This is a genomic window from Streptomyces yatensis (genome assembly GCF_018069625.1).
In the GTDB taxonomy this organism is placed as follows: domain Bacteria; phylum Actinomycetota; class Actinomycetes; order Streptomycetales; family Streptomycetaceae; genus Streptomyces; species Streptomyces yatensis.
The window spans coordinates 6,792,649-6,816,676 of the sequence record NZ_CP072941.1; the positions used below are offsets into that span (position 1 = coordinate 6,792,649).

Here is a 24,028-nt window from a genome sequence, read left to right on the forward strand (position 1 = left end):
CCGGCTGCGAGGTCCGGTCGTGCGGTGCGGTTACGGAGCCCGGCCGAGAGGCCTCGCAGCGGTGCCCGGCTTGCTGGGCCCGGCTGCGGAGAGCGGCCGCGAGGGGCTGCCGCACGGCCCGGCCGCGAGGTCCCGGCGCGGGGCCCCCGATGCCCGCGCGGCGCTTGCCCGGCGGTAGCCGGGGGCGCCGCGCGGGCGTCGAACGGTCGGCGTATGCCTTAGGCGGCCGCCCGCTCGTCGCACTCCTGCCCGCGCAGGGCGCGGGCGAGGTCGTCGCGTGCTTCCAGGACCAGCCGGCGCAGCGCGGGCGCCGCGTCCGGGTGGCCGTCCAGCCAGGTGTCGGCCGCCTCCAGGGCGCGGGCGTCGCCCTGGGCGGACGGGAAGAGCCCGCGCACGATCGCCATCCCGATCTCGATCGACCGCTCCTGCCAGATCCGCTCGATCACCTCGAAGTAGCGCGGGGTGTACGGCGCCAGCAGATCCCGCTGGCCCGGCTGGTCGAAACCGGAGATGGTGGCCTCCACCAGGGCGTTGGAGAGGCGGTCGGACTCCACCACCGCGTCCCATGCCTCGGCCTTGACCGCGGCGGAGGGCCGGGCGGCCAGACACCGCACCTGGTGGCGCTTGCCGGAGGCGGTGTCGTCGCGCGCCAGCTCGGCGGTGATCAGCGCCTCGTCCGCCTGGCCGCTCGAGGCCAGCGCGGCCAGGAACGTCCAGCGCAGCTCCTGGTCCACATCCAGCCCGTCGATCCGGGCCGTGCCGTCCAGCAGCCCGCTCAGTATCCGCAGCTCGGAGTCGGCGACGGCGACCTGGGCGAAGAACCGCGCCCAGGCCAGCTGATGCCCGCTGCCCGGCTCGGCCAGCCGCAGCTCGCTCAGCGCGACCTCGGACAGCTGGGCGCCGGCCGCCTCGCGCGCGTCCGGCGCCGAGTAGTGGTGCAGGGCGGACAGCGCCCACGCCTGGACCATCTGCAGCACGCCGATGTCGCTCTCGGCCCCGGCGAACCGCCGCACCAGCTCCAGATAGTCGCGGGCGGGCAGCAGCGCGTCACGGGTGAGGTTCCACAGCGCGGACCAGCTCAGCGCACGGGCGAGGGGGTCGGTCAGCTCGCCCAGGTGCTGGCGCAGGGTGTCCAGCGACCCCTGGTCGAAGCGGATCTTGCAGTAGGTGAGGTCGTCGTCGTTGACCAGGATCAGATCGGGCCGGGAGGCGCCGGTCAGCTCGGGGACGACCGTACGGGGGCCGTCGACGTCCACCTCGGCGCGGGCGTAGCGCACCAGCGCGCCGGGGCGCTCACCGGCCGGGGCCTCCTTGCGGTACAGCCCCACGGCCACGCGGTGCGGCCGCAGCGTCGGGTGGCTCTCGGCGGCCTCCTGCCCCACCGCCAGCTCGGTGATGTGCCCCTCGGCGTCATAGGTGGCCTGGGGGGTGAGCGCGTTGACCCCCGCGGTCTCCAGCCAGGCGCGCGACCAGGTGGCCATGTCGCGCCCCGAGGTCTCGCCGAGCACCGACAGCAGATCCGACAGCCGGGTGTTGCCGTACGCGTGCCGCTTGAAGTAGCGCCGCGCGCCCTCCAGGAAGGCGTCCTGCCCGACGTAGGCCACCAGCTGCTTGAGCACGGACGCGCCCTTGGCGTACGTGATCCCGTCGAAGTTGAGCTTGGCGTCCTCCAGGTCACGGATGTCGGCCGTGACCGGGTGGGTGGAGGGCAGTTGGTCGGCGCGGTAGGCCCAGGCCTTGCGGCGGTTGGCGAAGGTGATCCAGCCGTCGGTGAAGCGGGTCGCCCCGACCAGGGCGAAGGCCCCCATGAAGTCGGCGAACGACTCCTTGAGCCACAGGTCGTCCCACCACTCCATGGTCACCAGGTCGCCGAACCACATATGCGCCATCTCGTGCAGGATGACGTTGGCCCGGCCCTCGTAGGACGCCTGGGTGACCTTGCCGCGGAAGATGAACTCCTCCCGGAAGGTCACACAGCCGGGGTTCTCCATCGCGCCGAGGTTGTACTCCGGCACGAACGCCTGGTCGTACTTGCCGAACGGGTACGGATAGTCGAAGTGGTCGTGGAAGAAGTCCAGGCCCTGCTTGGTGACCGTGAAGATGTCGCCCGCGTCGAAGTGCTTGGCCAGCCCCTTGCGGCACAGCGCGCCCAGCGGGATCTCCAGCTCCGAGCCGTCCGGCAGCGTGCGGCGGTAGAGGTCGCTCTCGTGGTGGTACGGACCGGCGAGCACGGTCGTGATGTACGTCGAGATGGGCCGGGTCGGAACGAAGTGGCTGGTCGCGGCGGAATCGCCGGCACCGGGCGGCTCCACCCGGTCCACCGTCCCGTTGCTCAGCACCGTCCAGCCCTCCGGGGCGGTCACCGAGAAGGTGAACGGGCCCTTGAGATCCGGCTGTTCGAAGTTGGCGAAGACCCGGCGGGCGTCGGCCGGCTCGTACTGGGTGTAGAGGTAGACCTCGCCGTCCTCCGGGTCCACGAAGCGGTGCAGACCCTCGCCGGTCCGGCTGTAGGCGCACTGCGCGTCCACCACCAGTTCGTTCTCGGCGGCGAGGTCGTCCAGCGCGATCCGGGAGCCGTCGAAGACCGCCGCCGGGTCCAGCTCCCGCCCGTTGAGCCGGACCGAGGTCACCGAGGGCGCCAGCAGATCGGCGAAGGTCGCCGCGCCCGGCTCGGCGCAGCGGAAGCGGATCGTGGTCGTGGAGCGGAAGGTGCGCGGCCCGGACCCGGTGTGCTCACCGACCGCGGACCGCAGATCGAGCGCCACCTCGTAACCCTCGACGGCCAGCAGCTTCGCCCGTGCACGGGCCTCGTCACGGGTCAGGTTCTCACCGGGCACGACGCGACTCCCTCGGCAATGTCTCGCATCTCGGATATCGGACAGCGGAAATCATGTCACGGTGCACCGACAGCCGGTATCGGGGAATGGGCTCCCCTCCCGCCCGCGTTGGGTGGGGTAGACAGCTCTCTATTCATTTGCGACTACGACGCGCCCGCTCGAGGAGAAACCGTGACCGAGACTGCCAAGACTCCTGTTGATTTCTGGTTCGATCCGCTGTGTCCCTGGGCCTGGATGACCTCGCGCTGGATGCTCGAGGTGGAGAAGGTGCGCCCGGTCGAGGTGCGTTGGCACGTCATGAGCCTCGCCGTGCTCAACGAGCCCAAGATGGATGAGCTGCCCGAGGAGTACCGCGAACTGCTGAGCACCGCCTGGGGTCCGGTCCGGGTCTGCATCGCCGCCGAGCAGAAGCACGGCAGCGAGGTCCTCGGCCGGCTCTACACCGCCCTCGGCACCCGCTTCCACAACCAGGGCCTGGAGAAGAACCGCGAGACGATCGTGGCCGCCCTCGAGGAGGCCGGTCTCCCCGCCGAGCTCGCCGACTACGCCGACTCCGACGCGTACGACACCGAGCTGCGCGCCTCCCACAAGGAGGGCATCGAGATGGTCGGCCAGGACGTGGGCACCCCCGTCATCGCCGTCCCGGGCGCGGACGGCGAGCAGGTCGCCTTCTTCGGCCCGGTGGTCACCCCCGCCCCCAAGGGCGAGGACGCCGCCAAGCTGTGGGACGGCACGCTGCTGGTCGCCTCGATCCCCGGCTTCTACGAGATCAAGCGGACCCGTACGGTCGGCCCGATCTTCGACTGACCCCGCTCCGCGCCACCGCCACGGCAGGGCCCCCGCGCGGGGGCCCTTTTGCGTCGCGGCCGCCTTCACGTCCAAGCCGCTTTCATGTCACGGCCGCCTTCACGTCCAAGCCGCCCATGCATGGGCTCACGCATGGGCGGTTGAGTGGCCATGCCCGGGCACCGGGCCCGGGCGTACGGGGGGGGCTCAGCCCCGGCGGCCCAGCAGCTTCCAGGCGGCCGGCAGCGCGCCCATGGCCAGCGCGGCCTTCAGCGCGTCCCCGATCAGGAACGGGGTGAGCCCGGCCGCCACCGCCTCGCCGAGGGAGATGTGGGTGGCCAGCGCCAGGTACGGGACGCCCACGGCGTAGGTGACCGCCGAGCCGACCGCCATGGTGCCCGCGGTGCGCAGCACCCCGCGGTCGCCGCCGCGCCGGGCCAGCGCGCCCACCACGGTCGCCGCCAGCAGCATGCCCAGCACATAGCCGAACGACGGCATGGCGGCGCCGGAGCTGCCCTCGGCGAACCACGGCACGCCGGCCATGCCGACCAGGGTGTACAGCGCCAGCGACAGGAAGCCGCGCCGGGCGCCCAGCGAGGTGCCCACCAGCAGGGCGGCGAACGTCTGGCCGGTCACCGGCACCGGCGAGCCGGGGACGGGCACCGAGATCTGCGCGGCGAGACCGGTGAGCACGGCGCCCCCGATGACCAGCGCGGTGTCCCGGGCCAGGACGCGCCGGGCGGGAAAGACCGCGTCCGCGAGGACCGTACCGGGTGTGGCGGCGGCAGAAACCGTGCTCATCAGCGATGCTCCCAGGTCAGAGGGTGGATACCGCGACGCTAACCCAACCCGCGGGCCGCGGACACCGTCGGATGACCACAAAGCCGGACGCATCGGCTTGGCGGCTTTTGGCAGAGACACCCGATACGGAGCGTGACGCAGGTGTCCGATATCCAGAAAAGATTGGCCCTGATGTTGTCCTCATAGGACGCGCCCTTCACACTAGGGACGTTTTGCATCCCCCCGCTCGCCTCGTAAGGGACAAGAAGAAGAATGAACCGGACATCCGCGTCCTCCGGGCCATCCGGCACCGCCGAGGCGACCGGCGCGGGCGCGACCGCCACGCCACCGCTCTCCCACGGCCTCAAGCAGCGCCATCTGTCCATGATCGCCCTCGGCGGTGTGATCGGCGCGGGGCTGTTCGTCGGCTCCGGCGCCGGAATCGCCGCCGCCGGTCCGTCGATCGTGGTGGCCTATGCGCTCTCCGGGCTGCTGGTGATGCTCGTGATGCGGATGCTCGGCGAGATGTCGGCGGCCAACCCGGCCTCCGGCTCGTTCTCCGTGCACGCCGAGCGGGCGATCGGCCCCTGGGCGGGATTCACGGTCGGCTGGATGTTCTGGATCCTGCTGTGCGTGGGCATCGCCGCGGAGGCGATCGGCGCGGCCGGGATCATGGTCCAGTGGTTCCCGGGCACCGACTCCTGGATGTGGGTCGCCCTCTTCATGGCGATGTTCTGCGGCACGAACCTCGCGGCCGTCAGCAACTTCGGCGAGTTCGAGTTCTGGTTCGCCGCGCTGAAGATCGCCGCGATCACGATCTTCCTGGTCCTCGGCGTCCTCGCGATCCTCGGCGTCCTGCCGGGCACCGACGCCCCCGGCGGCTCCCATCTCACCGGTGACGGCGGCTTCCTCCCCAACGGCGTGAACGGCCTGGTCGTCGGCCTGCTGGCGTCCGTCTTCGCCTACGGCGGACTGGAGACGGTGACCATCGCGGCGGCCGAGTCCGAGAACCCGGTCAAGAGCGTCGCGGGCGCGGTGCGCACCGCGATGTGGCGCATCGCCCTCTTCTACGTCGGCTCGATGGTGGTCGTGGTCACGCTGATCCCGTGGAACGACAAGGCGGTGGTCGCCGAGGGCCCCTACGTGGCCGTCCTCAACCACCTCGACATCCCCGCGGCCGGCGACATCATGAACGTGATCGTGCTGATCGCGCTGCTCTCCGCGATGAACGCCAACATCTACGGCGCCTCCCGCATGTCCTACTCCCTGGTCACCCGCGGCGAGGGCCCCGCCTTCCTGGGCCGGGTCACCGGCGGTGTCCCCCGCCTCACCGTCCTCGCCTCCTCCTTCTTCGGCTTCGTCGCGGTGCTGCTCAGCTACTGGTGGCCGGACACCATCTTCAAGTGGCTGCTCAACATGGTCGGCGCCGCGGTCCTGGTGGTCTGGGGCTTCATCGCCGCCGCCCAGCTGCGCATGCGCAGCCGCCTGCAGCGCGAGGCCCCGGAAAAGCTCGTGGTGAAGATGTGGCTCTTCCCCTACCTGACCTGGGTCGCCCTGGCCGCGACGGTCGGCGTGCTGGTCCTGATGCTGCGCGAGAGCGACACCCGCAGCCAGCTCTACGCCACGGCCGTGATGGCGATCGCCCTCGCGATCATCGGCTACGTACGCCAGCGGACGGCGGCGGCGCGAAGCTGATCCCTCTCCATCCCGCGCACGGAGGCGGGGCGGGTCCTCGGTCGGAGGACCCGCCCCGCCTCCGTCTTTGGGGCCAGGCATCCGACTGCGGCTGGCGGAAAACGCTCTTGCTGCTAGCGTGTACTTGCAAGTTAATTGCAATAACGCGGTCCGAAGGGCTTCGCATGGCCATCTACACACTTCCTGAACTTCCGTACGACTACTCGGAGCTGGCCCCGGTCATCAGCCCCGAGATCATCGAGCTGCACCACGACAAGCACCACGCCGCGTACGTCAAGGGCGCGAACGACACGATGGAGCAGCTCGCGGAGGCGCGGGACAAGGATCAGTGGGGCTCGATCAACGGGCTCGAGAAGAACCTGGCCTTCCATCTGTCCGGCCACATCCTGCACAGCATCTACTGGCACAACATGACCGGTGACGGCGGTGGCGAGCCGCTGGAGAGGGACGGGGTCGGGGAGCTGGCGGACGCCATCGCCGAGCACTTCGGCTCCTTCGCGGGCTTCAAGGCCCAGCTGTCCAAGGCCGCCGCCACCACCCAGGGTTCGGGCTGGGGGGTGCTGGCGTACGAGCCGGTCAGCGGGCGGCTGGTGGTCGAGCAGGTCTACGACCACCAGGGGAACGTGGGGCAGGGCTCGGTGCCGATCCTGGTCTTCGACGCCTGGGAGCACGCCTTCTATCTGCAGTACAAGAACCAGAAGGTGGACTTCATCGAGGCCATGTGGAAGGTCGTCAACTGGCAGGATGTGGCCCGCCGTTACACGGCCGCCAAGGAGCGCGCCCACAACCTGCTGCTGGCCCCGTAACCCGGAGCGCCCGCCAGACCACCTGCTTGCGTGATCGTCTTCTCACCGAACACCGGGCAGGTCGGAAAAGGGGCCCCCGCGCGGTCGACTCGCGCGGGGGCCCCGGTGGTTCGCGATGGTCCGCGGTGGTCAGCCCGCCCTTTTCGGCTCACGTCCCCGCGTCCGGCGGAACGCCCGCACCGCCATCGGGCCGACCGGGGCGATCAGCGACAGGCACAGGATCGCCGCGGAGAGCGGGCGGCTGAAGAAGATCGTCCAGTCGCCCTCGCTGGAGGCCGGCGCGCGCCGGAACTGGGTTTCCGCCATCGGACCCAGTACGGCCCCCAGGATCAGCGGGGCGACCGGATAGCCGGTGCGGCGCATCCTGCACATCAACCCCGTATCTCGCGATCAAGCACTACCCCGGCTACCCGGTCGTGGTGCAGTACCCGGTGCGCGACGCGGCGGGCGCCGAGCCGACCGCCCTGGACGTGGTGATGCGCGGGCTGCGGGCGCTGGACGAGCCGCTGCGCATCCGGGTGTGCCGGGCGCTGCTGCGCCAGTCGATGACGACGACGGAGCTGGCCACCCAGCCCGTACGCAGCCCCAGAGACAGCTCCCGTACGCAGCCCCGAAGGCAGCTCCCGTACGCAGCCCCCGGACAACAGCCCACCGGCCCCCAGCCCCCCGGACACGGCTGTGCCCCCGGGCGGCGGCCGGTATACCGCCGCCCGGGGGCACAGGGGAATTCAGCAGAGCGCGCCCTTACGGGGCCGCCGTCTCCTTGGCCGAGGCGTCGGAGGAGGCGGCCGGGTCGACGGCGCGGCCGGCGGTCAGGCGGTCCCTGACCAGGGCGAAGGCGACCACGAGCGCGGCCACCAGCGCGGAGAGGATCACCTGCTCGCGCCCGTCCTTGTCGGTGAGCATATAGACCAGGACGAACGAGATCATCGCGATCGTGGCCCAGGTCAGATACGGGAACAGCCACATCCGGACGATCAGCTTCTCGGGGTTCTCGCGCAGGATGATCCCGCGCATCCGCAGCTGGCTGAAGCAGATCACCAGCCAGACGAAGAGCGCGACCGCACCCGAGGAGTTCAGCAGGAAGGTGAAGACCGTGTCCGGCCACTGGTAGTTGAACCAGACCGCGACGAAGCCGAAGACGACCGAACCGAGGATCGCGGCCGCCGGTACGCCACGGCCGTTGGTGCGGGCGAAGGCGGCCGGGGCGTCGCCGCGCTGGCCGAGCGAGAAGGCCATGCGGGAGGCCGTGTAGAGGCCGGAGTTCAGACACGAGAGCACGGCGGTCAGCACGATCACGTTCATGATGTCGCCGGCGTGCGGAATGCCGATCGAGTCCAGCGCCGCGACATAGCTTCCGTCGTCGGCGATCGCCTTGGCGTCCCAGGGCAGCAGCGTGACCACGACGAAGATCGAGCCCAGGTAGAAGACCGCGATACGCCAGATCACGCTGTTGGTGGCCTTGGTGACCGCCCGCCGCGGGTCCTCGGACTCACCGGCCGCGAGGGTGACGATCTCGCTGCCCATGAAGGAGAAGACCACCAGCAGCACACCGGTGAGGATGGCGCCCGGCCCGTTCGGCAGGAAGCCGCCGTGATCGGTGAGGTGGGCCAGGCCCGCGCCCTCGTTGTCCGAATGCGGCAGGACCCCGAAGACCGCGAGTCCGCCGACCACGATGAACGCGGCGATCGCCACGACCTTGATCCCGGCGAACCAGAACTCGAACTCACCGTAGGAGCCGACCGAGACCAGGTTGGTCGCGGTGAGCACCACCATGACGATCAGCGCCCAGCCCCACTGCGGGACCGCCGGCCACCAGCCCTCCAGGATCTTGGCGCCGGCGGTGGCTTCGACCGCCAGCACCACGACCCAGAAGAACCAGTAGAGCCAGCCGATGGAGAAACCGGCCCAGCGGCCGAGCGCCCGGTCGGCGTAGGCGGAGAAGGAGCCGGAGGTGGGATTGGCGGCGGACATCTCGCCGAGCATCCGCATGACGAAGACGACCATGAGGCCGACCAGCGCATACGAGACGAGAATGCCGGGACCGGCCTTCGCGATGCCCGCGCTGGAGCCGACGAACAGACCGGCGCCGATCACCCCGCCGATCGCGATCATCGACAGATGGCGGTTCTTGAGCCCCGCCTTGAGGCCGTCGGGCGACCCCGGATCGCCGGGAGCCTGCTGCTCCGGCGTGGTCGCAGGTTGTGCGCTCATGTGCTGGATTCCTTTGCTCTCGCGTTACGAGCGACGCCAGTGAATCTCAGGAGGTCCGCCAGTTGAACCTTTGATTCCAGATTGTTACTTGAGGTTTTCATGAGGTTCCTTGGCACTACAGAGCTTTATGCGACGCCTACCCGGGGCGACGGGGGTCACACGGCCATGACAGACTCGGAATATGCGCGTGTACCTCGGCTCTGATCATGCCGGTTTCGAATTCAAGAACCACCTCGTGGAGTGGCTCAACGCCGCCGGCCACGAGCCCGTCGACTGCGGCCCGCACGTCTATGACGCGCAGGACGACTACCCGCCGTTCTGCCTGCGCGCCGCGGAGCGGACCGCCGCCGACCCGGACAGCCTCGGCATCGTCATCGGTGGATCCGGCAATGGTGAGCAGATCGCGGCGAACAAGGTCAAGGGGGTGCGCGCGGCACTTGCCTGGAGTGAGCAGACCGCGGCTCTCGGTCGTGAGCACAACAACGCCAATGTGATCAGCGTCGGCGCCCGGATGCACACGCAGGAAGAGGCGACCAAGTTCGTCGAGATCTTCCTGAACACCCCGTACTCGGGCGAGGAGCGGCACACCCGCCGTATCGAGATGCTCAGCGCCTACGAGACCACCGGCGAGCTGCCGCCCATCCCGGCCCACCACCCGCAAGGCGACTGATGCCCGAAGGGCACACGATCCACCGGCTGGCCGCCGACCACCTCGAAACCTTCGGCGGCCGGCCCGTCCGGGCCACCAGCCCACAGGGGAAGTTCGCCGACGGCGCCGGGCTGATCGACGGCCAGCCGCTGCACCACGCCGAGGCCCACGGCAAGCACCTCTTCCTGGACTTCGCGGCCACCGGCTGGGTCCACGTCCACCTCGGGCTCTTCGGTACGTACGCCTTCGGCCCGGCCCCCGCGCCGCCCGCCACCGACACCGTCCGGCTGCGGCTGGCGAACCCCGAGGGCTACGCGGATCTGCGCGGCCCCACCGCCTGCGCGCTGATCACCGACGGGGAGAAGCAGGCGATCCACGACCGGCTGGGCCCCGATCCGCTGCGCCCGGCGGACGACGGCGAGCGGGCCTGGGCCCGGATCTCCCGCAGCCGGGTCAGCGTGGCCGGGCTGCTCATGGACCAGAAGGTGATCTCCGGCGTGGGGAACGTCTACCGCGCCGAGGTGCTCTTCCGGCACGGCATCGACCCCTACCGGCCCGGCCGTGCGCTGACCCGCGCCGAATGGGACGCGATCTGGGGCGATCTGGTGGCACTGATGCGCGAGGGGGTGCGGAACAACCGGATCGACACGGTCCGCCCCGAGCACACCCCCGAGGCGATGGGCCGCCCGCCGCGCGTGGACGACCACGGCGGTGAGGTCTATGTCTACCGGCGCGCCGGACAGCCCTGCCATGTCTGCGGTGGCGAGATCCGCACCGCCGATCTCGCCGCCCGCAACCTCTTCTGGTGCCCTGACTGCCAGCGACCGTAAGGCGGCGGCTGTAGGGCCGCGCCCTTGAGACGGTCGCCGGGCCGCGCCCTTGAGACGGTCGCCGGGCCGCGCCCTTGAGACGGTCGCCGGGCCGCGCCCTTGAGACGGTCGCCGGGCCGCTCCCCCCACGGCCGTATCCGCCGCCCCGCAGCCGTCAGAAGCCGTGGGGCAACCATGGGGCGACCGGGGAGGCGAACGCCGTCGCGGCCTCCGTAAGGGCGCCCTGACGGGTCTCCTGGACGCGTCCCGCACCCGCCAGCGCGGTCAGCGAAACCCCACCGAGATACGCCGCCCCCAGCTCCCGTACGCCCAGCCGGAGGTCGGGGGCGTCCTGCGTCCGCTCGCAGGAGGCGCCCTTGGTGTCGCCGCTCAGCCGCCAGCGCCCCTCGTTCCAGGGGCAGAAGGGGTCCGTGACCTCCAGGACGGCGTCCACCGGGGTCGCGTACGTCCGCCTTTCGAGGGCGGCCCCCACGTCCACCAGGCGGACGTACAGCGAGTCGCGCAGCCTTACGGCGCACCGCCGGATGTCCGAGATCAGGTGCTGCCACGGATCGTCGACCGGGCGGGAGCCGGTCCGGATCACCGAGGTCAGGTCGATGTCGAAGAGAAGGCGCCACAGCGCCGCGTAGGACGCCGGATCCAGGGCCTCCAGGTCGCGCAGGATGACCGTGCCCTTGGGCCCGGCAAGATCCCAGTCGGGCTTGACCGCGAAGCGCGCATAGCCGGTGACCTCGCCGCCCGACTCGGCCAGCACACAGCGCAGCGGGGACGCCCCCTCGCGATCGCCGGGCGGGTCCAGCAGCGGCAGCCGCTCCCAGCCGGGGCGCCGCTCCAGCATGCCCGGCCGCGCGGACACCCGCCGGGCGTAGACCGCCTCGCACGCCTCGACGGCGGACTCCGGGGGCACCGTGCGCAGCCGCACGTCGTCGGTGCCCTCGGGGATGGTCAGCCGCACCCGGGTGGTGTCGATCTCGGCGTAGGCGTTCTGGGTGGCGGCGCCGTACCCGAACCGTCCGTAGATGTCCGGTTCCGATGCGGTCAGAACGGCCAGCGGCTCATCGCCCGCCGCACGTATGTCGTCCAACTGCCGCCGCATCATGGACCGCAGCACCCCGCGCCGCCGGTGCGTGGCCTGCACGCTCACCATGGTGACGCCCGCCGCGGGGACGATCGCGCCACCGGGAACCGACAGCCGGAAGCTGAACAGCCCGGCCGTGCCGACGATGTCGGCACCGTCCCACGCGCCGATCGAGCGCTCGCATTCGGTCAACTCCCTCCAGAGCGCGGATTCCTCCGGCGCTTCGGGAACTCCTCCGAATGCGAGTACCAGTTTTCCGTACCAATCATCCCAAATCGATGGGTCGAGCACGCGTAGCTCAGTCCTCATATTCCCATCCCTAGCAGCCGTTTCCCGTACACGCGAACGAATTTCGCTTACTATTGCCCCCCTGGCTGGGTGGTTCAACGCGCCACGAATCGACGCGCGTCCGAACGGGTGGGTAGGGTCCCGATGCAATGACTGGCGGCGTGGACACTCCGTGGGCCCGGATGCGCAGAGCTCTGCACCGGGCTCGCACAGGCGTGCGCAAAGCCGGAGTGGACTATTTCCGCGGCGAGGGCTCCGACCGACTCGCCCTGACGGCGCTGCTCCTCGGCATCCCCGCCATCGCCGGAGGCACCATCGCCCAGCCCGACTGGTGCTCCCCGTCCGCCCTCGTCCTGCCCATCGTCGCGGGCGGCCTGCTGCTGCGCCCCGCCAGCCTGCTCGCCCTCTACGCGGCGGCCGCCACGGCCCTGATCGTGGAGTCCGCCGTGCTCGGCCCGTACACCGAGGAGGACGCCTCCTCCCGGGTCACCCCCGGCACCATCCTGGTCGTCGCCGCCGTCGGCTTCTTCGGGCTGCTGATCGCCCAGTTCCGCAGCCGCGTCGGGGTGCCCTGGCGGCGCGGCGGCACCATGCTCTTCGACCTGCGCGAGCGCATCCGCGTCCAGAGCAAGCTGCCCGGTCTGCCGCGCGGCTGGCACCGCGAGATGGCGCTGCGGCCGGCCGGCGGACAGTCCTTCTCCGGTGACTTCGTCGTCGCCGCCCGCACCGGCGGCGGCCGCACCCTCGAGGTCGTCCTCACCGATGTCTCCGGCAAGGGCATGGACGCCGCCTCCCGTGCCCTGCTGCTCTCCGGCGCCTTCGGCGGCCTCCTCGGCTCCCTGCCCCCGCACGGCTTCCTCCCGGCGGCCAACGGCTATCTCCTGCGTCAGGACTGGGACGAGGGCTTCGCGACCTCCATCCATCTCGTCCTCGACCTCGACAGCGGCGACTTCGAGCTCTTCTCCGCCGGACATCTGCCCGCGCTCCAGCTGAGCGCGGGCACCGGCAAGTGGGAGGAGAAGTCCGCCGACGGCCCGCTGCTGGGCGTCTACGACGGCGCCCAGTTCGACCCCACCAAGGGCACCCTGCGCCCCGGCGACGTCCTGATGCTCTTCACCGACGGCCTCGTCGAGACCGCCGACCGGGACATCAGCGAAGGCATCGACCGCCTTACGGGCGAGGCGGACCGCTATGTGGGCTCCGGCTTCCACGGCGCGGCCTGGCATCTGATCGAGACGGTCGCGAAGGACGTCAACGACGACCGGGCCCTGCTGCTGATCTGCCGCCAGTAGCCGCACCCTTCCCGCTCACTGCCCGGTGCCGCCTTACGGCGGGGGCTAACCCCACCCCGGATACGCCGGTCGCCGTCATGGCTGCCAAGGGGCCGCGATCCGTACGTTCGAGGGGAATCGGGCGAACTCCTCGGAAGGGTCACCACCATGCGGCTGCGCAAGCGGCGAGAGACGGCGGCACCGGCGCCGCACCACGACGCCCACGCCATCGAACTCCACGGCATCCAGCGCCGCTACGGCCGTGGCCGCACCGCCGTCCACGCCCTGCGCGGCATCGACCTCGCCCTTCCGCGCGGCAGCTTCACCGCCGTCATGGGCCCCTCGGGCTGCGGCAAGTCGACGTTCCTGCAGTGCGCCGCCGGGCTCGACCGGCCGACCGCCGGGTCCGTGCGGCTCGGTGGCACCGAAATCACCGGAATGAGTGAAAACAAGCTCACCGCGCTGCGCCGGGCCCGCCTCGGCTTCGTCTTCCAGTCCTTCAACCTCCTCCCCTCCCTGACCGTCGAGCAGAACGTGCTGCTCCCGATGCGGCTCGCGGGCACCCGCCCCGACCGCCGCCGGGCCCGTGAGGTGCTCGCCCAGGTCGGGCTGGGGGAGCAGGCCCGGCGGCGGCCCGGTGAGCTCTCCGGCGGCCAGCAACAGCGGGTGGCCATCGCCCGCGCCCTCGTCACCCGCCCCGATGTCGTCTTCGCCGACGAGCCGACCGGCGCCCTGGACACCAACACCGCCGCCGAGGTGCTCACCCTCCTGCGGCAGGCCGTGGACACGCTGGGCGCGACCGTCGTGATGGTCACGCACGACCCGGTCGCCGCGAGCTACGCCGACCGCGTGCTCTTCCTCGCCGACGGCGCCATCGCCGACCGGCTCCTCCGCGCCCCGGCCCACGAGATCGCCGAGCGGATGACCCGCCTCACCGCCCGCACTCCGGCTCCCGCCGCGGCCTGGGCCGCGGAGGGGGTCCGGTGAGGCCGCTCACCAACGGACTGGCCCGCGCCGCCGTCCGTTTCAAGCCGTCCGCCTTCGCGGGCACCTTCATCGCCCTGGCCGTGGCCGCGGCGATCGTGTCCGCGTGCGGCATCCTGCTGGAGACCGGGATCCGGGCCTCCGTACCGCCGCAGCGCTATGCGGGCGCCCCGGTGGTGATCGCCGCCGACCAGCGGGTGCACTACGTCATCGGCCACGGCGACGGCCGCTCGGACGAATCCGAGCAGGTCCCCGATCGCGCCCGGCTCGACGCCTCCCTGGTGGCCACCGCCGCCCGCGCTCCCGGGGCCGCGGCCGCGGCCCCGGATGTGACCTTCCCGCTCCGCACCGCCCACGGCGCGCTCACCGGCCATGGCTGGGGCGCTGCGCCGTCCACGGGGGTGGCGCTCGCCTCGGGCGCGGCGCCCCGGGACGGCGAGGCGGTCCTCAGCCCCGGGGCCGCCCGTGCGGCGGGTACCGGCGTCGGCGGCCGGATCACGGTGACGGCGCCGGACGGCCGCCACACGTTCCGGGTCTCCGGCGTGACCCGTAAGGCGGGCGGCACCGATGGCGACGGCCTTACGGCGTGGTTCACCGACCACCGGGCCCGGGCGCTGAGCGGCCACCCCACCACCGTGGACGCCGTCCTCGTCCGCCCTCGCCCCGGCACCACCGCCGACCGGCTGGCCGGCCAGCTGGAGCGGGCCGTGAAGGGCGCGGCGCACTCCCCGCGCGTGCACACCGGCGGCGGCCGCGGCGCCATCGAGGAGCCCGCGCTCGCGAACGCCAGGGAGACGCTCATGGGGCTCGGCGGCTCCTTCGGCGGCATCGCCACCGCCGTCGCCGTCTTCACCACCGCGGGCACCGTCGCCCTCTCGGTTGGCCAGCGCGGCCGCGAGGTGGCCCTGCTGCGGGCGATCGGCGCGACCCCGCGCCAGATCCGCCGCTCCGTCGCGGCCGAGGCGCTGCTGGTCGCCCCGCTCGCGGGCGCGGCCGGTCTGCTGCCCGGCTACGCGCTCGCCCACTGGTGGTTCGGACAGCTCAAGGAGAAGGGCGCCATCCCCGGGCCCGTGGAGCTCTCCGTCTCCTGGATCCCGCTGGTCACCGCCGTCGGCGCGGGCCTCCTCACCTCGCTCCTTGCGGGCCTGATGGCGGCCCGCCGCCCGGCGCGGATCCCGCCGGGGCGGGCGCTGGGCGAGGCGGCCGTCGAACGGCTGCGGCCCGGTGTGATCCGTACGGTCCTCGGCGTCGCGGCCCTGGTCGGCGGCATCGTCATGACCGGCGTCGCCGCCTCCGCCTCGGGCGACGACGCGGCCAACGCCGCCCTCGGGGTCGTGATGCTGTTCATGCTCGCCGTGGCCCTGCTCGGCCCGGTCATCGCCCGGCTGTGCGCCTGGCTGATCGGTCTGCCGCTGCGCGCCGGACCGGCGTCGGCCCATCTGGCGTCGGCCAACAGCCGGGCCAACGCCCGCCGACTGGCCTCGGCGATCACCCCGATCGTGCTGGCCATGGCCTTCTCCTCGACGCTCGTGTTCATGCACACCAGCGAGGACCACGCGGGCGACCGCCAGCGGCGGGCGGGCATCGTCGCCGACCAGGTGATCTCCGCCCCCGACGGGCTCCCCTCCGGTACCGCGGCCCGCGCCGGTTCGGTACGGGGCGTGGCCGCGTCGGTGGGGCTGCTGCGCACGGGGGTGCTGGTCCCGGTGGGCTCGGGCGACGGCCGCTGGCTGCGGACCGCGTCGGCACAGGGCGTCTCGGGGAGCGGCCGCGACCTGGCGGCCGTACAGGACCTGGACGTCCGTAAGGGGCGCCTGGACGCCCTGGGGCCGGGCCGGGTGGCGGTCGACGCGCTCCTGGCGAAGGCGGCCCACGCCCGGATCGGCCACCGGCTCGCCCTGCACCTCCCGGACGGTACGAGGATCTCGCCCACCGTGGTCGCGATCTACGGGCGCGGGCTGGGGATCGCCGAGCTCACCCTGCCCCGTACGGCGCTGGCCGGCCATGTGACGTCGTCGTTCGACAGCGATGTGCTGGTGCGGGATGACGAAGATGCCGACCGTAAGGCCGTCGCGGCGGCGCTCGGCCGACTCGGCGAGCGGGTCACCGACCGGGACGGCTACGCGGCGGCCCAGGACGAGGACCGGAAGCTGAACGCCTGGGCCAACACCGTCATGGCGGCCGTCCTCGGCGGCTTCGCCGCCGTCGCCGCCGTCAACACCCTGGTGATGACGGTGCTGGACCGCCGCCGCGAACTGGGCACCCTGCGGCTGATCGGCACCACCCGGCGGCAGGTGCTCGGGATGGTGCGCTGGGAGGCGCTGCTGGTGGCCACGGCGGGCATCGCCCTGGGCACGGCGATCGCCCTGGCCACGCTGGTGCCGATGATGCGCGGCCTGACCGGCGAGGACCCGTATGTGCCGCCGCTCACCTACGCGGGCTTCGCGGGGGCCGCCGTGGCGCTCGGCCTCGCGGCGACGGCACTCCCGGCCCGCGCGGCGCTGCGCCGCACCACGCCGAAGCCGTGAAAGGCGCCGGCCCGGCGCCGGAGCCGTGAAAGGGCTGGCCCGTGGGGTCCGCGGTCCAGCCCTTCGCGTCGTGCCCGTCGGCGCGCTAGGCGGCCGTCGTCGTACGGCTGCGGGCCTGTTCGGCGGGATCCTTACGGAAGGCCCAGGCCATCTTCGGCTCCATGGCGAAGCGGAAGGCGCGCTGGACGGGAGGCGTGCACAGCACGGTGACCACAGTGGCGGCGATGACCGTGACCGCGATCTCCCCCAGCGGCTTGTGCAGCCACTCGTTGTCGAACCAGCCCCAGAAGCGGGAGCCCTTGGCGAGGAAGCCGTGCAGCAGGTAGCCGTACAGCGTTCCGGCGCCCAGCACCGTGAACCACATGTGCCGCCGCGGCACCCAGGCGAAGAAACAGCTCACCAGCACGACCGAGCAGCCGAAGAGGGCGAGCGTCATCACCGGGCCGGTCCACGGCGGCGCGCCCAGCTCCTGGACGCTGTCGCGGTGGTAGAACCACACCGAGGTCATCCGCGGCGCCGCCCAGTAGGCGAAGACGAGGGCGCACGCGAAGATCGGCACGGACGCGATCCGCACGGAGCGGCGGCGGATCATCTGGAAGTGCTCGGGCTTCATGCACAGGCCGAGGACGAAGAACGGCAGGAACTGCAGCAGCCGCTGCATGTCCAGGTCGTCGCCGATGTCGGGCGAGACCGCCGCGAGGGTGGCGATCGCGAGCGAGAGCGGGATCGGCCAGCGCACCAGCTTCCAGAGCGGAGTGGACAGCCGCCATACGAACAGCGCGACCAGGAACCAGGTGAGGTACCAGGGGTCGAGCAGGCTGAAGTCGTACGTCGGGTCGTCGTCCGCCCAGCGCTTGAACAGCGTGTACGCGACCTCGAAGATCACGTAGGGCACCGCTACGCCGGTGACCAGCCGCTTGAGCCGGTCCGGCCGCATGTCGAAGCTGCGCGAGAAGTAGCCGGAGATCAGGATGAAGGCCGGCATGTGGAAGGTGTACACGACCATGTACAGCGCTTCCGCGGTGCGGCTGGAATCGGTCAGCGGCTCCCAGGAGTGGGCCATCGCGACCAGCACGATCGCGAGGTACTTCGCGTTGTCGAAGAACGCGTCCCGCTGTTTGGGTTTCTGTCCGGCGGGGGCGCTGGGGGCGGGCGGAGTGGACGCCTGCTGCCCGGGTTCTTCGGCCCGTGGCGTAGGGGGAGTGGGCGCCGCCTCCTGGGGGAGGGGGGTCCGCTGATAACCGTGCGGGCGCAGGGAGTTGGTCACAGGCCCTCCCACCAGGAACTGGGGGAGACCACCCGGGACCTCACTGCGCGTGGGGGAGTCATGGCAGCGTGAAACATCTAAGGCACGATAGCGCTCAAACCTGTATTGCGTAAAACCTCGTTCTGTTTGCTTTCCGTTCATGCTCTTCGCGTCGCGACTGATAGCCGGCCTCGGGAAGTCGGCGGGGAGTCGACAAAGCGATGCGATCATTCGATATCTCGGCCAAAGCTGTCCGTTCTGGCCACTTTCATCCTACTTAATTGGGGCATATGCCCCGCAGGAGGCTCTGGCGGAATGTCTGATTCATTGATGTTTTGTCACCCCGTCGAGTGATCGCCGGACGAATTCCGAATTCCCGTCCGAGATCATCCGGAGCGGTCGGAATTAATCGGCCGGGCGCCGCGCGGAGTTGTGGGCAGTATCACCCGGGACCCTTTGAATGAGCGGTTACCGGATGGGTACCGGAAGGGTGGGTGGCGTGTGCACAGGTGACCGTATATCGCTCCATCCCGCTGCTCAGCGGCGGGAGTTGATGGCACGATGGTGGCTGCGGGGGTGTGCGGGGTCGCGTGCTTCCGGGGCCTGTGAGACGTGTGCGACTGAGGGTGGGATGTTGTGGCCATTTCCCTGTCATTGGTGCTGCTGGTGGGCATCATCCTGGTGATAATGATCCGGAATGGCCGGGTCAAGTGGGGCCCTGCCCTCGTCGCGATCCTCTTCGGCTTCCTGCTCGCCTCGTCCAACGTCGCGCCGGACATCCAGAAGTTCCTCGACTCGGCCGCCGAGGCGATCGCCGACATCAACCCCTGACGCCGCCCTGGCTCACCCCCTGAGGCAGCCGCGCCCCGCGTCACGGAGCGCGGCTGCCCGGGCGTGCGCACGTGTGCGCATAAGCAAACGGCCCGGCTCCGGGGAGTTCCCCGGGCCGGGCCGAAAGCAGTGGAGCGGGCGACGGGAATCGAACCCGCGTAGCCAGTTTGGAAGACTGGGGCTCTACCATTGAGCTACGCCCGCACACGCCGCGTACACGGATGCACCGGTCGCCCGGACACCTCCGCCCAGGCATGATCACCCGGATCGCGGCACGAGATGCATCGTAGCGGTTCTCCAGCGTTCCCCGCACACCCTTGCCCACCAGTCGAATAACCGGCAGCCGGGGGGTCCGCGGGCATGTACCCTACGTGTCGCACCGACGGGGTGTGGCGCAGCTTGGTAGCGCGTCCGCTTTGGGAGCGGAAGGTCGTCGGTTCGAATCCGGCCACCCCGACCATCCACAGGCGTCAAGATCGCGTTGTGGGGCCCGTCATGCTTGCGGTTACTATGCAAGCTGCGTGTCTGTGTCTTTTTAACCGGACGCGAATCCGCTGCGACGCGACAGCGCACCGCAGCTGAACACCACACGTCAGCCCCCAAGGAGACCGAACCGTGAAGAGCGCCGTGGAGAACCTGAACCCGACCCGGGTTCGGCTCACTGTCGAGGTGCCCTTCGAGGAGCTCAAGCCCAGCCTCGACGCGGCGTACAAGAAGATCAACCAGCAGGTCACGGTGCCTGGGTTCCGTAAGGGCAAGATCCCGGCCCGCATCATCGACCAGCGGTTCGGTCGTGGCGCCGTGCTGGAAGAGGCCGTCAACGAGGCGCTCCCGAAGTTCTACACCGACGCGGTCAACGAGGGTGAGCTGAACCCGCTCGGCCAGCCCGAGGTCGACATCACCGAGCTCAAGGACAACGAGCTCCTGACCTTCACCGCCGAGGTCGACATCCGCCCGGCGATCGAGATCCCGGACTACTCCGGCATCGAGGTCACCGTCGACGCCGTCGAGGTCTCGGACGAGGACCTCGACAAGTCCGTCGAGCAGCTGCGCGAGCGGTTCGCCACCACCAGCCCGGTGGAGCGCGCCGCGGCCGAGGGCGACATCGTCGTGATCGACCTGGAGGCCAAGGTCGAGGGCGAGGTCCTGGAGGACGGTGTCGCCACCGGCGTCACCTACACCATCGGCTCGGGCGAGCTGCTGGAGGGCATCGACGAGGCCGTGACCGGCCTGGAGGCGGGTGGCGAGGCCACCTTCACCTCCGAGCTCAAGGGCGGCTCCGCCCAGGGCAAGGAGGCCGAGGTCTCGGTCAAGGTCTCCGAGGTCAAGGCCCGTGAGCTGCCGGAGCTCGACGACGACTTCGCCCAGCTGGCCAGCGAGTTCGACACCCTCGAGGAGCTGCGCGCGGACAGCCGCAAGCGCCTGGAGCGGTCGAAGAAGTTCGAGCAGGCCACCCAGGCCCAGGAGAAGGTGCTGGACGCCCTCCTGGAGCTGGTCGAGGTGCCGATCCCCGAGAAGCTCCTCGAGGAAGAGATCAACACCCGTAAGCACAACCTCGAGCACCACCAGCTCGGGCAGATGGGCCTGAACCTCGAGTCGTACCTGCAGATGCAGGACAAGACCGCCGAGGAGTTCGACGCCGAGCTCAAGGAGCAGGCCGAGAAGGGCATCCGGACCCAGTTCGTCCTCGACGAGCTGGTCAACAAGGAGCAGCTGTCCGTCGGCCAGGAGGAGCTCACCGAGCACCTCATGCGCCGTGCGCAGTCCTCCGGCATGAGCCCGGACCAGTTCGCCCAGGCCGTCGTCGAGGGCGGCCAGGTGCCGATGCTCGTCGGCGAGGTCGCCCGCGGCAAGGCGCTGGCCGTCGTGGTCGAGGCCGCCAAGGTCGTCGACGACAAGGGCGAGACCGTCGACCTGGACGACGAGGAGGACGAGACCGGCGAGACGGTCGAGGCCACCTCCGAGGCCGTCGAGGCGCCCGCCGAGGCCGAGGCCGCGACCGAGGCCGCCGAGGAGCCCGCGGAGTCCCAGGAGAAGCAGGACAAGGCCGAGAGCTGATCCCGGTCCGCTCCACAGCCCGTAACGAACGGGCCCGAACGTCTGCACGCGTCCGGGCCCGTTCGTGTTCCGCGATGCCGGTCCGGTGCCGGAACATGCGCTCAGAGCGAACAGTTCCTGATGCGGGATGGCGCCCGCCGACCAGCGCGTTAGGGTCCGTAGATACGAGGGCAGGGGAGTCTCGCAAGCCCGCCGGGGCCGCACCGGCGGCCACACCCCCGCACCCCAGAAGAAGACGCTGAGACGGCCAGTCAGCCGTCAGAGACGAGCAGGTGGATACGTGACGAATACGATGCCTTCCGCCGCCGGCGAGCCGACCGTCGGTGGCCTCGGCGACCAGGTCTACAACCGGCTGCTCGGCGAGCGGATCATCTTCCTCGGCCAGCCGGTCGACGACGACATCGCCAACAAGATCACGGCTCAGCTGCTCCTGCTCGCCGCCGATCCGGACAAGGACATCTACCTCTACATCAACTCTCCGGGCGGCTCGATCTCGGCCGGCATGGCGATCTACGACACCATGCAGTACATCCAGAACGACGTGGTCACCATCGCCATGGGCCTCGCCGCCTCGATGGGCCAGTTCCTGCTGAGCGCGGGCACCCCGGGCAAGCGTTTCGCGCTGCCCAACGCCGAGATCCTGATCCACCAGCCCTCCGCGGGTCTGGCGGGTTCCGCCTCGGACATCAAGATTCACGCCGAGCGGCTGCTGCACACCAAGAAGCGCATGGCCGAGCTGACCTCCTTCCACACCGGTCAGACGGTTGAGCAGATCGTCCGTGACTCCGACCGCGACCGCTGGTTCTCCGCCCAGGAGGCCAAGGAGTACGGCCTGGTCGACGACGTCATGACGTCCGCCTCCAGCGTTCCGGGCGGGGGCGGCACCGGGGCCTGAGTCCCGCCGTCCCGTAGCCGACCTCCAGCCCCCAGATCGCCACAGGATGGTGAAGACCCAGATGAGCAACTTCCCCGGCAGCGGCCTGTACACCGGCCCGATGGCCGAATCCCGCTATGTCGTTCCGCGTTTCGTCGAGCGCACCTCCCAGGGCATCCGCGAGTACGACCCGTACGCGAAGCTCTTCGAGGAGCGCGTGATCTTCCTGGGCGTCCAGATCGACGACGCCTCGGCCAACGACGTCATGGCGCAGCTGCTGTGCCTGGAGTCGATGGACCCAGACCGTGACATTTCGGTCTACATCAACTCTCCCGGCGGCTCGTTCACCGCGCTGACCGCCATTTACGACACGATGCAGTTCGTCAAGCCCGACATCCAGACGGTCTGCATGGGTCAGGCGGCGTCCGCCGCGGCCGTGCTGCTCGCCGCCGGTACGCCGGGCAAGCGGATGGCCCTGCCCAATGCCCGCATCCTGATCCACCAGCCGTACAGTGAGACCGGGCGCGGTCAGGTCTCCGACCTGGAGATCGCGGCCAACGAGATCCTGCGGATGCGCTCGCAGCTCGAGGAGATGCTGGCCAAGCACTCCACCACGCCCATCGAGAAGATCCGCGACGATATCGAGCGGGACAAGATCCTCACGGCCGAGGAGTCCCTGTCGTACGGTCTTGTCGACCAGATCGTTTCCACCCGCAAGACGTCGGTCGGTCTCGGCTGAATCTTCGGTGGTGACACCTCCCTTGGACCGAGTAGGTCCAAGGGGGGCCCGAACCGGGGGCCCGGCAAGGTACCGTCGTAGAGGGCTGGGGGCCCCGGCCCACGGGAAAAGAAGCAGAAAGCGCAGCGCAAGCACCCGGTTCCGCGCAGCAAAGCGGATCCAAGGCGAAGGGGAAGCACCTCGTGGCACGCATCGGTGACGGCGGCGACCTGCTCAAGTGCTCGTTCTGCGGGAAGAGCCAGAAGCAGGTGAAGAAGCTCATCGCGGGCCCGGGTGTGTACATCTGCGATGAATGCATCGATCTCTGCAACGAGATCATCGAGGAGGAGCTCGCCGAGACCTCCGAAGTGCGCTGGGAGGAACTCCCCAAGCCGCGCGAGATCTATGAATTCCTCGAGGGCTATGTGGTCGGCCAGGAGGCCGCCAAGAAGGCCCTCTCGGTCGCCGTCTACAACCACTACAAGCGGGTCCAGGCGGGCGAGAACGGCGGTCACAGCCGGGACGACGGCATCGAGTTGGCGAAGTCCAACATCCTGCTGCTCGGCCCCACCGGCTCCGGCAAGACCCTGCTCGCGCAGACCCTCGCCCGGATGCTCAACGTCCCCTTCGCCATCGCCGACGCCACCGCGCTCACCGAGGCGGGCTATGTCGGCGAGGACGTGGAGAACATCCTCCTCAAGCTGATCCAGGCCGCCGACTACGACGTCAAGAAGGCCGAGACGGGCATCATCTACATCGACGAGATCGACAAGGTGGCCCGCAAGAGCGAGAACCCCTCGATCACCCGCGATGTGTCCGGTGAGGGCGTTCAGCAGGCGCTGCTGAAGATCCTGGAAGGGACCACGGCGTCGGTGCCGCCGCAGGGCGGCCGGAAACACCCGCACCAGGAGTTCATCCAGATCGACACCACGAACGTGCTGTTCATCGTGGGCGGCGCGTTCGCCGGTCTGGAGAAGATCATCGAGTCGCGGGCGGGTGCCAAGGGCATCGGGTTCGGCGCCACGATCCGCTCCAAGCGCGAGATCGAGGCGAGCGACCAGTTCCAGGAGGTCATGCCCGAGGACCTGGTGAAGTTCGGCATGATCCCGGAATTCATCGGCCGTCTCCCGGTCATCACCTCCGTCCACAACCTCGACCGCGAGGCGCTGCTGCAGATCCTCGTCGAGCCGCGGAACGCGCTGGTGAAGCAGTACCAGCGGCTGTTCGAACTCGACGGTGTTGAGCTGGACTTCGACCGCCCGGCCCTGGAGGCCATCGCCGACCAGGCGATCCTGCGCGGCACCGGGGCCCGGGGCCTGCGCGCCATCATCGAGGAAGTGCTGATGTCGGCGATGTATGAGGTGCCGTCCCGCAAGGACGTGGCCCGCGTCGTCATCACCGAGGACGTCGTGCACTCCAATGTGAATCCCACGCTGGTGCCCCGCACCCGGGGCACCGAGCCGGGCGAGCGGCACGAGAAGAGCGCATAGCCGCCCCGCACGCGTAGCCGCCCCGCACAGAGCATGCGAAGAGGGCCCCGGTCTCCCGGGGCCCT

Annotated in this window: 20 protein-coding genes and 2 tRNA genes; 14 read left to right on the forward strand and 8 right to left on the reverse strand. The window is 70.4% G+C overall.

The genetic code is table 11. From position 1 onward, the window contains the following. Positions 1 to 218 precede the first annotated feature (218 nt). Positions 219 to 2,837 carry an aminopeptidase N gene (gene pepN, locus J8403_RS28035; RefSeq protein WP_211125598.1) on the reverse strand — a complete coding sequence of 873 codons (2,619 nt, stop codon included), beginning with the start codon at positions 2,835 to 2,837 and terminating at the stop codon, positions 219 to 221. A 171-nt stretch (positions 2,838 to 3,008) separates the two neighbouring features. Between pepN and J8403_RS28040 the strand changes: the two genes are divergently transcribed. Further along, complete coding sequence (locus tag J8403_RS28040) at positions 3,009 to 3,644, forward strand: DsbA family oxidoreductase (protein WP_211125599.1); 636 nt, start codon at positions 3,009 to 3,011, stop codon at positions 3,642 to 3,644. Positions 3,645 to 3,830: 186 nt separating this feature from the next. Here the strand turns inward: J8403_RS28040 and J8403_RS28045 are convergent, their stop codons facing one another. After that, on the reverse strand, positions 3,831 to 4,424 hold the full coding sequence (locus J8403_RS28045) for a biotin transporter BioY (protein WP_211125600.1): 594 nt from the start codon (positions 4,422 to 4,424) through the stop codon (positions 3,831 to 3,833). 252 nt (positions 4,425 to 4,676) lie between these two features. On the opposite strand from J8403_RS28045, the gene J8403_RS28050 reads away from it, so the two are divergent. Next, positions 4,677 to 6,098 carry an amino acid permease gene (locus J8403_RS28050; protein ID WP_211125601.1) on the forward strand — a complete coding sequence of 474 codons (1,422 nt, stop codon included), beginning with the start codon at positions 4,677 to 4,679 and terminating at the stop codon, positions 6,096 to 6,098. Positions 6,099 to 6,262: 164 nt separating this feature from the next. Beyond that, complete coding sequence (locus J8403_RS28055) at positions 6,263 to 6,904, forward strand: superoxide dismutase (protein WP_059145691.1); 642 nt, start codon at positions 6,263 to 6,265, stop codon at positions 6,902 to 6,904. A 129-nt stretch (positions 6,905 to 7,033) separates the two neighbouring features. Here J8403_RS28055 and J8403_RS28060 read toward each other — a convergent pair whose 3' ends face one another. The 3 genes from J8403_RS28060 to J8403_RS28070 form a co-directional block, all read right to left on the reverse strand. After that, positions 7,034 to 7,276 carry a hypothetical protein gene (locus tag J8403_RS28060; protein ID WP_246586018.1) on the reverse strand — a complete coding sequence of 81 codons (243 nt, stop codon included), beginning with the start codon at positions 7,274 to 7,276 and terminating at the stop codon, positions 7,034 to 7,036. Positions 7,277 to 7,310: 34 nt separating this feature from the next. After that, positions 7,311 to 7,472, reverse strand: a complete 162-nt coding sequence (locus J8403_RS28065) for a hypothetical protein (protein WP_211125602.1) — start codon at positions 7,470 to 7,472, stop codon at positions 7,311 to 7,313. A 176-nt stretch (positions 7,473 to 7,648) separates the two neighbouring features. Beyond that, positions 7,649 to 9,118: an amino acid permease gene (locus J8403_RS28070; RefSeq protein ID WP_211125603.1), complete on the reverse strand. Its 1,470-nt coding sequence runs from the start codon at positions 9,116 to 9,118 to the stop codon at positions 7,649 to 7,651. 181 nt (positions 9,119 to 9,299) lie between these two features. On the opposite strand from J8403_RS28070, the gene J8403_RS28075 reads away from it, so the two are divergent. Then, entirely contained in the window at positions 9,300 to 9,788 is a 489-nt protein-coding gene (locus tag J8403_RS28075; RefSeq protein WP_211125604.1) for a ribose-5-phosphate isomerase, read from the forward strand. After that, complete coding sequence (locus tag J8403_RS28080; RefSeq protein ID WP_211125605.1) at positions 9,788 to 10,597, forward strand: Fpg/Nei family DNA glycosylase; 810 nt, start codon at positions 9,788 to 9,790, stop codon at positions 10,595 to 10,597. Before J8403_RS28075 ends, J8403_RS28080 begins: the two co-directional genes overlap by 1 nt. A gap of 154 nt (positions 10,598 to 10,751) precedes the next feature. Here the strand turns inward: J8403_RS28080 and J8403_RS28085 are convergent, their stop codons facing one another. Then, positions 10,752 to 11,984, reverse strand: a complete 1,233-nt coding sequence (locus J8403_RS28085; protein WP_211125606.1) for a GNAT family N-acetyltransferase — start codon at positions 11,982 to 11,984, stop codon at positions 10,752 to 10,754. Positions 11,985 to 12,112: 128 nt separating this feature from the next. On the opposite strand from J8403_RS28085, the gene J8403_RS28090 reads away from it, so the two are divergent. The 3 genes from J8403_RS28090 (at position 12,113) to J8403_RS28100 (ending at position 16,746) form a co-directional block, all read left to right on the forward strand. Beyond that, a complete protein-coding gene (locus J8403_RS28090) occupies positions 12,113 to 13,255 on the forward strand; it encodes a PP2C family protein-serine/threonine phosphatase (protein WP_078641427.1) in 1,143 nt (380 codons plus the stop codon). 147 nt (positions 13,256 to 13,402) lie between these two features. Then, positions 13,403 to 14,221, forward strand: coding sequence for an ABC transporter ATP-binding protein (locus J8403_RS28095; protein ID WP_211125607.1), 819 nt, complete (start codon positions 13,403 to 13,405; stop codon positions 14,219 to 14,221). Then, positions 14,218 to 16,746 (forward strand): ABC transporter permease, encoded by a 2,529-nt coding sequence (locus J8403_RS28100; protein ID WP_211125608.1) that lies wholly within the window; start codon positions 14,218 to 14,220, stop codon positions 16,744 to 16,746. Before J8403_RS28095 ends, J8403_RS28100 begins: the two co-directional genes overlap by 4 nt. 85 nt (positions 16,747 to 16,831) lie before the next feature. On the opposite strand, the gene J8403_RS28105 is transcribed toward J8403_RS28100, so the two are convergent. Further along, positions 16,832 to 18,013 carry an acyltransferase family protein gene (locus J8403_RS28105; RefSeq protein ID WP_211125609.1) on the reverse strand — a complete coding sequence of 394 codons (1,182 nt, stop codon included), beginning with the start codon at positions 18,011 to 18,013 and terminating at the stop codon, positions 16,832 to 16,834. A gap of 615 nt (positions 18,014 to 18,628) precedes the next feature. On the opposite strand from J8403_RS28105, the gene J8403_RS28110 reads away from it, so the two are divergent. Then, a complete protein-coding gene (locus tag J8403_RS28110) occupies positions 18,629 to 18,823 on the forward strand; it encodes a hypothetical protein (protein WP_078641423.1) in 195 nt (64 codons plus the stop codon). A gap of 130 nt (positions 18,824 to 18,953) precedes the next feature. Here J8403_RS28110 and J8403_RS28115 read toward each other — a convergent pair. After that, positions 18,954 to 19,027: transfer RNA gene (locus J8403_RS28115), tRNA-Gly, on the reverse strand. A 179-nt stretch (positions 19,028 to 19,206) separates the two neighbouring features. Here J8403_RS28115 and J8403_RS28120 point away from each other — a divergent pair. The 5 genes from J8403_RS28120 (at position 19,207) to clpX (ending at position 23,963) form a co-directional block, all read left to right on the forward strand. Then, positions 19,207 to 19,283: transfer RNA gene (locus J8403_RS28120), tRNA-Pro, on the forward strand. Positions 19,284 to 19,438: 155 nt separating this feature from the next. Continuing rightward, positions 19,439 to 20,881, forward strand: a complete 1,443-nt coding sequence (gene tig, locus J8403_RS28125) for a trigger factor (RefSeq protein ID WP_211125610.1) — start codon at positions 19,439 to 19,441, stop codon at positions 20,879 to 20,881. 280 nt (positions 20,882 to 21,161) lie between these two features. Next, positions 21,162 to 21,776 (forward strand): ATP-dependent Clp protease proteolytic subunit, encoded by a 615-nt coding sequence (locus J8403_RS28130; protein ID WP_161561328.1) that lies wholly within the window; start codon positions 21,162 to 21,164, stop codon positions 21,774 to 21,776. Between the two features lie 61 nt (positions 21,777 to 21,837). Then, positions 21,838 to 22,494, forward strand: coding sequence for an ATP-dependent Clp protease proteolytic subunit (locus J8403_RS28135; protein ID WP_059145703.1), 657 nt, complete (start codon positions 21,838 to 21,840; stop codon positions 22,492 to 22,494). Positions 22,495 to 22,676: 182 nt separating this feature from the next. Next, complete coding sequence (gene clpX, locus J8403_RS28140; RefSeq protein WP_059145704.1) at positions 22,677 to 23,963, forward strand: ATP-dependent Clp protease ATP-binding subunit ClpX; 1,287 nt, start codon at positions 22,677 to 22,679, stop codon at positions 23,961 to 23,963. Positions 23,964 to 24,028 lie beyond the last annotated feature (65 nt).

Bases quoted from the DNA above. Each gene is read 5' to 3' on its own strand.
- J8403_RS28045 (WP_211125600.1), bottom strand. From the start codon at position 4,424: ATGAGCACGGTTTCTGCCGCCGCCACACCCGGTACGGTCCTCGCGGAC.
- J8403_RS28050 (WP_211125601.1), top strand. From the start codon at position 4,677: ATGAACCGGACATCCGCGTCCTCCGGGCCATCCGGCACCGCCGAGGCG.
- J8403_RS28055 (WP_059145691.1), top strand. From the start codon at position 6,263: ATGGCCATCTACACACTTCCTGAACTTCCGTACGACTACTCGGAGCTG.
- J8403_RS28060 (WP_246586018.1), bottom strand. From the start codon at position 7,276: ATGTGCAGGATGCGCCGCACCGGCTATCCGGTCGCCCCGCTGATCCTG.
- J8403_RS28070 (WP_211125603.1), bottom strand. From the start codon at position 9,118: ATGAGCGCACAACCTGCGACCACGCCGGAGCAGCAGGCTCCCGGCGAT.
- J8403_RS28075 (WP_211125604.1), top strand. From the start codon at position 9,300: ATGCGCGTGTACCTCGGCTCTGATCATGCCGGTTTCGAATTCAAGAAC.
- J8403_RS28080 (WP_211125605.1), top strand. From the start codon at position 9,788: ATGCCCGAAGGGCACACGATCCACCGGCTGGCCGCCGACCACCTCGAA.
- J8403_RS28085 (WP_211125606.1), bottom strand. From the start codon at position 11,984: ATGAGGACTGAGCTACGCGTGCTCGACCCATCGATTTGGGATGATTGG.
- J8403_RS28090 (WP_078641427.1), top strand. From the start codon at position 12,113: ATGACTGGCGGCGTGGACACTCCGTGGGCCCGGATGCGCAGAGCTCTG.
- J8403_RS28095 (WP_211125607.1), top strand. From the start codon at position 13,403: ATGCGGCTGCGCAAGCGGCGAGAGACGGCGGCACCGGCGCCGCACCAC.
- J8403_RS28135 (WP_059145703.1), top strand. From the start codon at position 21,838: ATGAGCAACTTCCCCGGCAGCGGCCTGTACACCGGCCCGATGGCCGAA.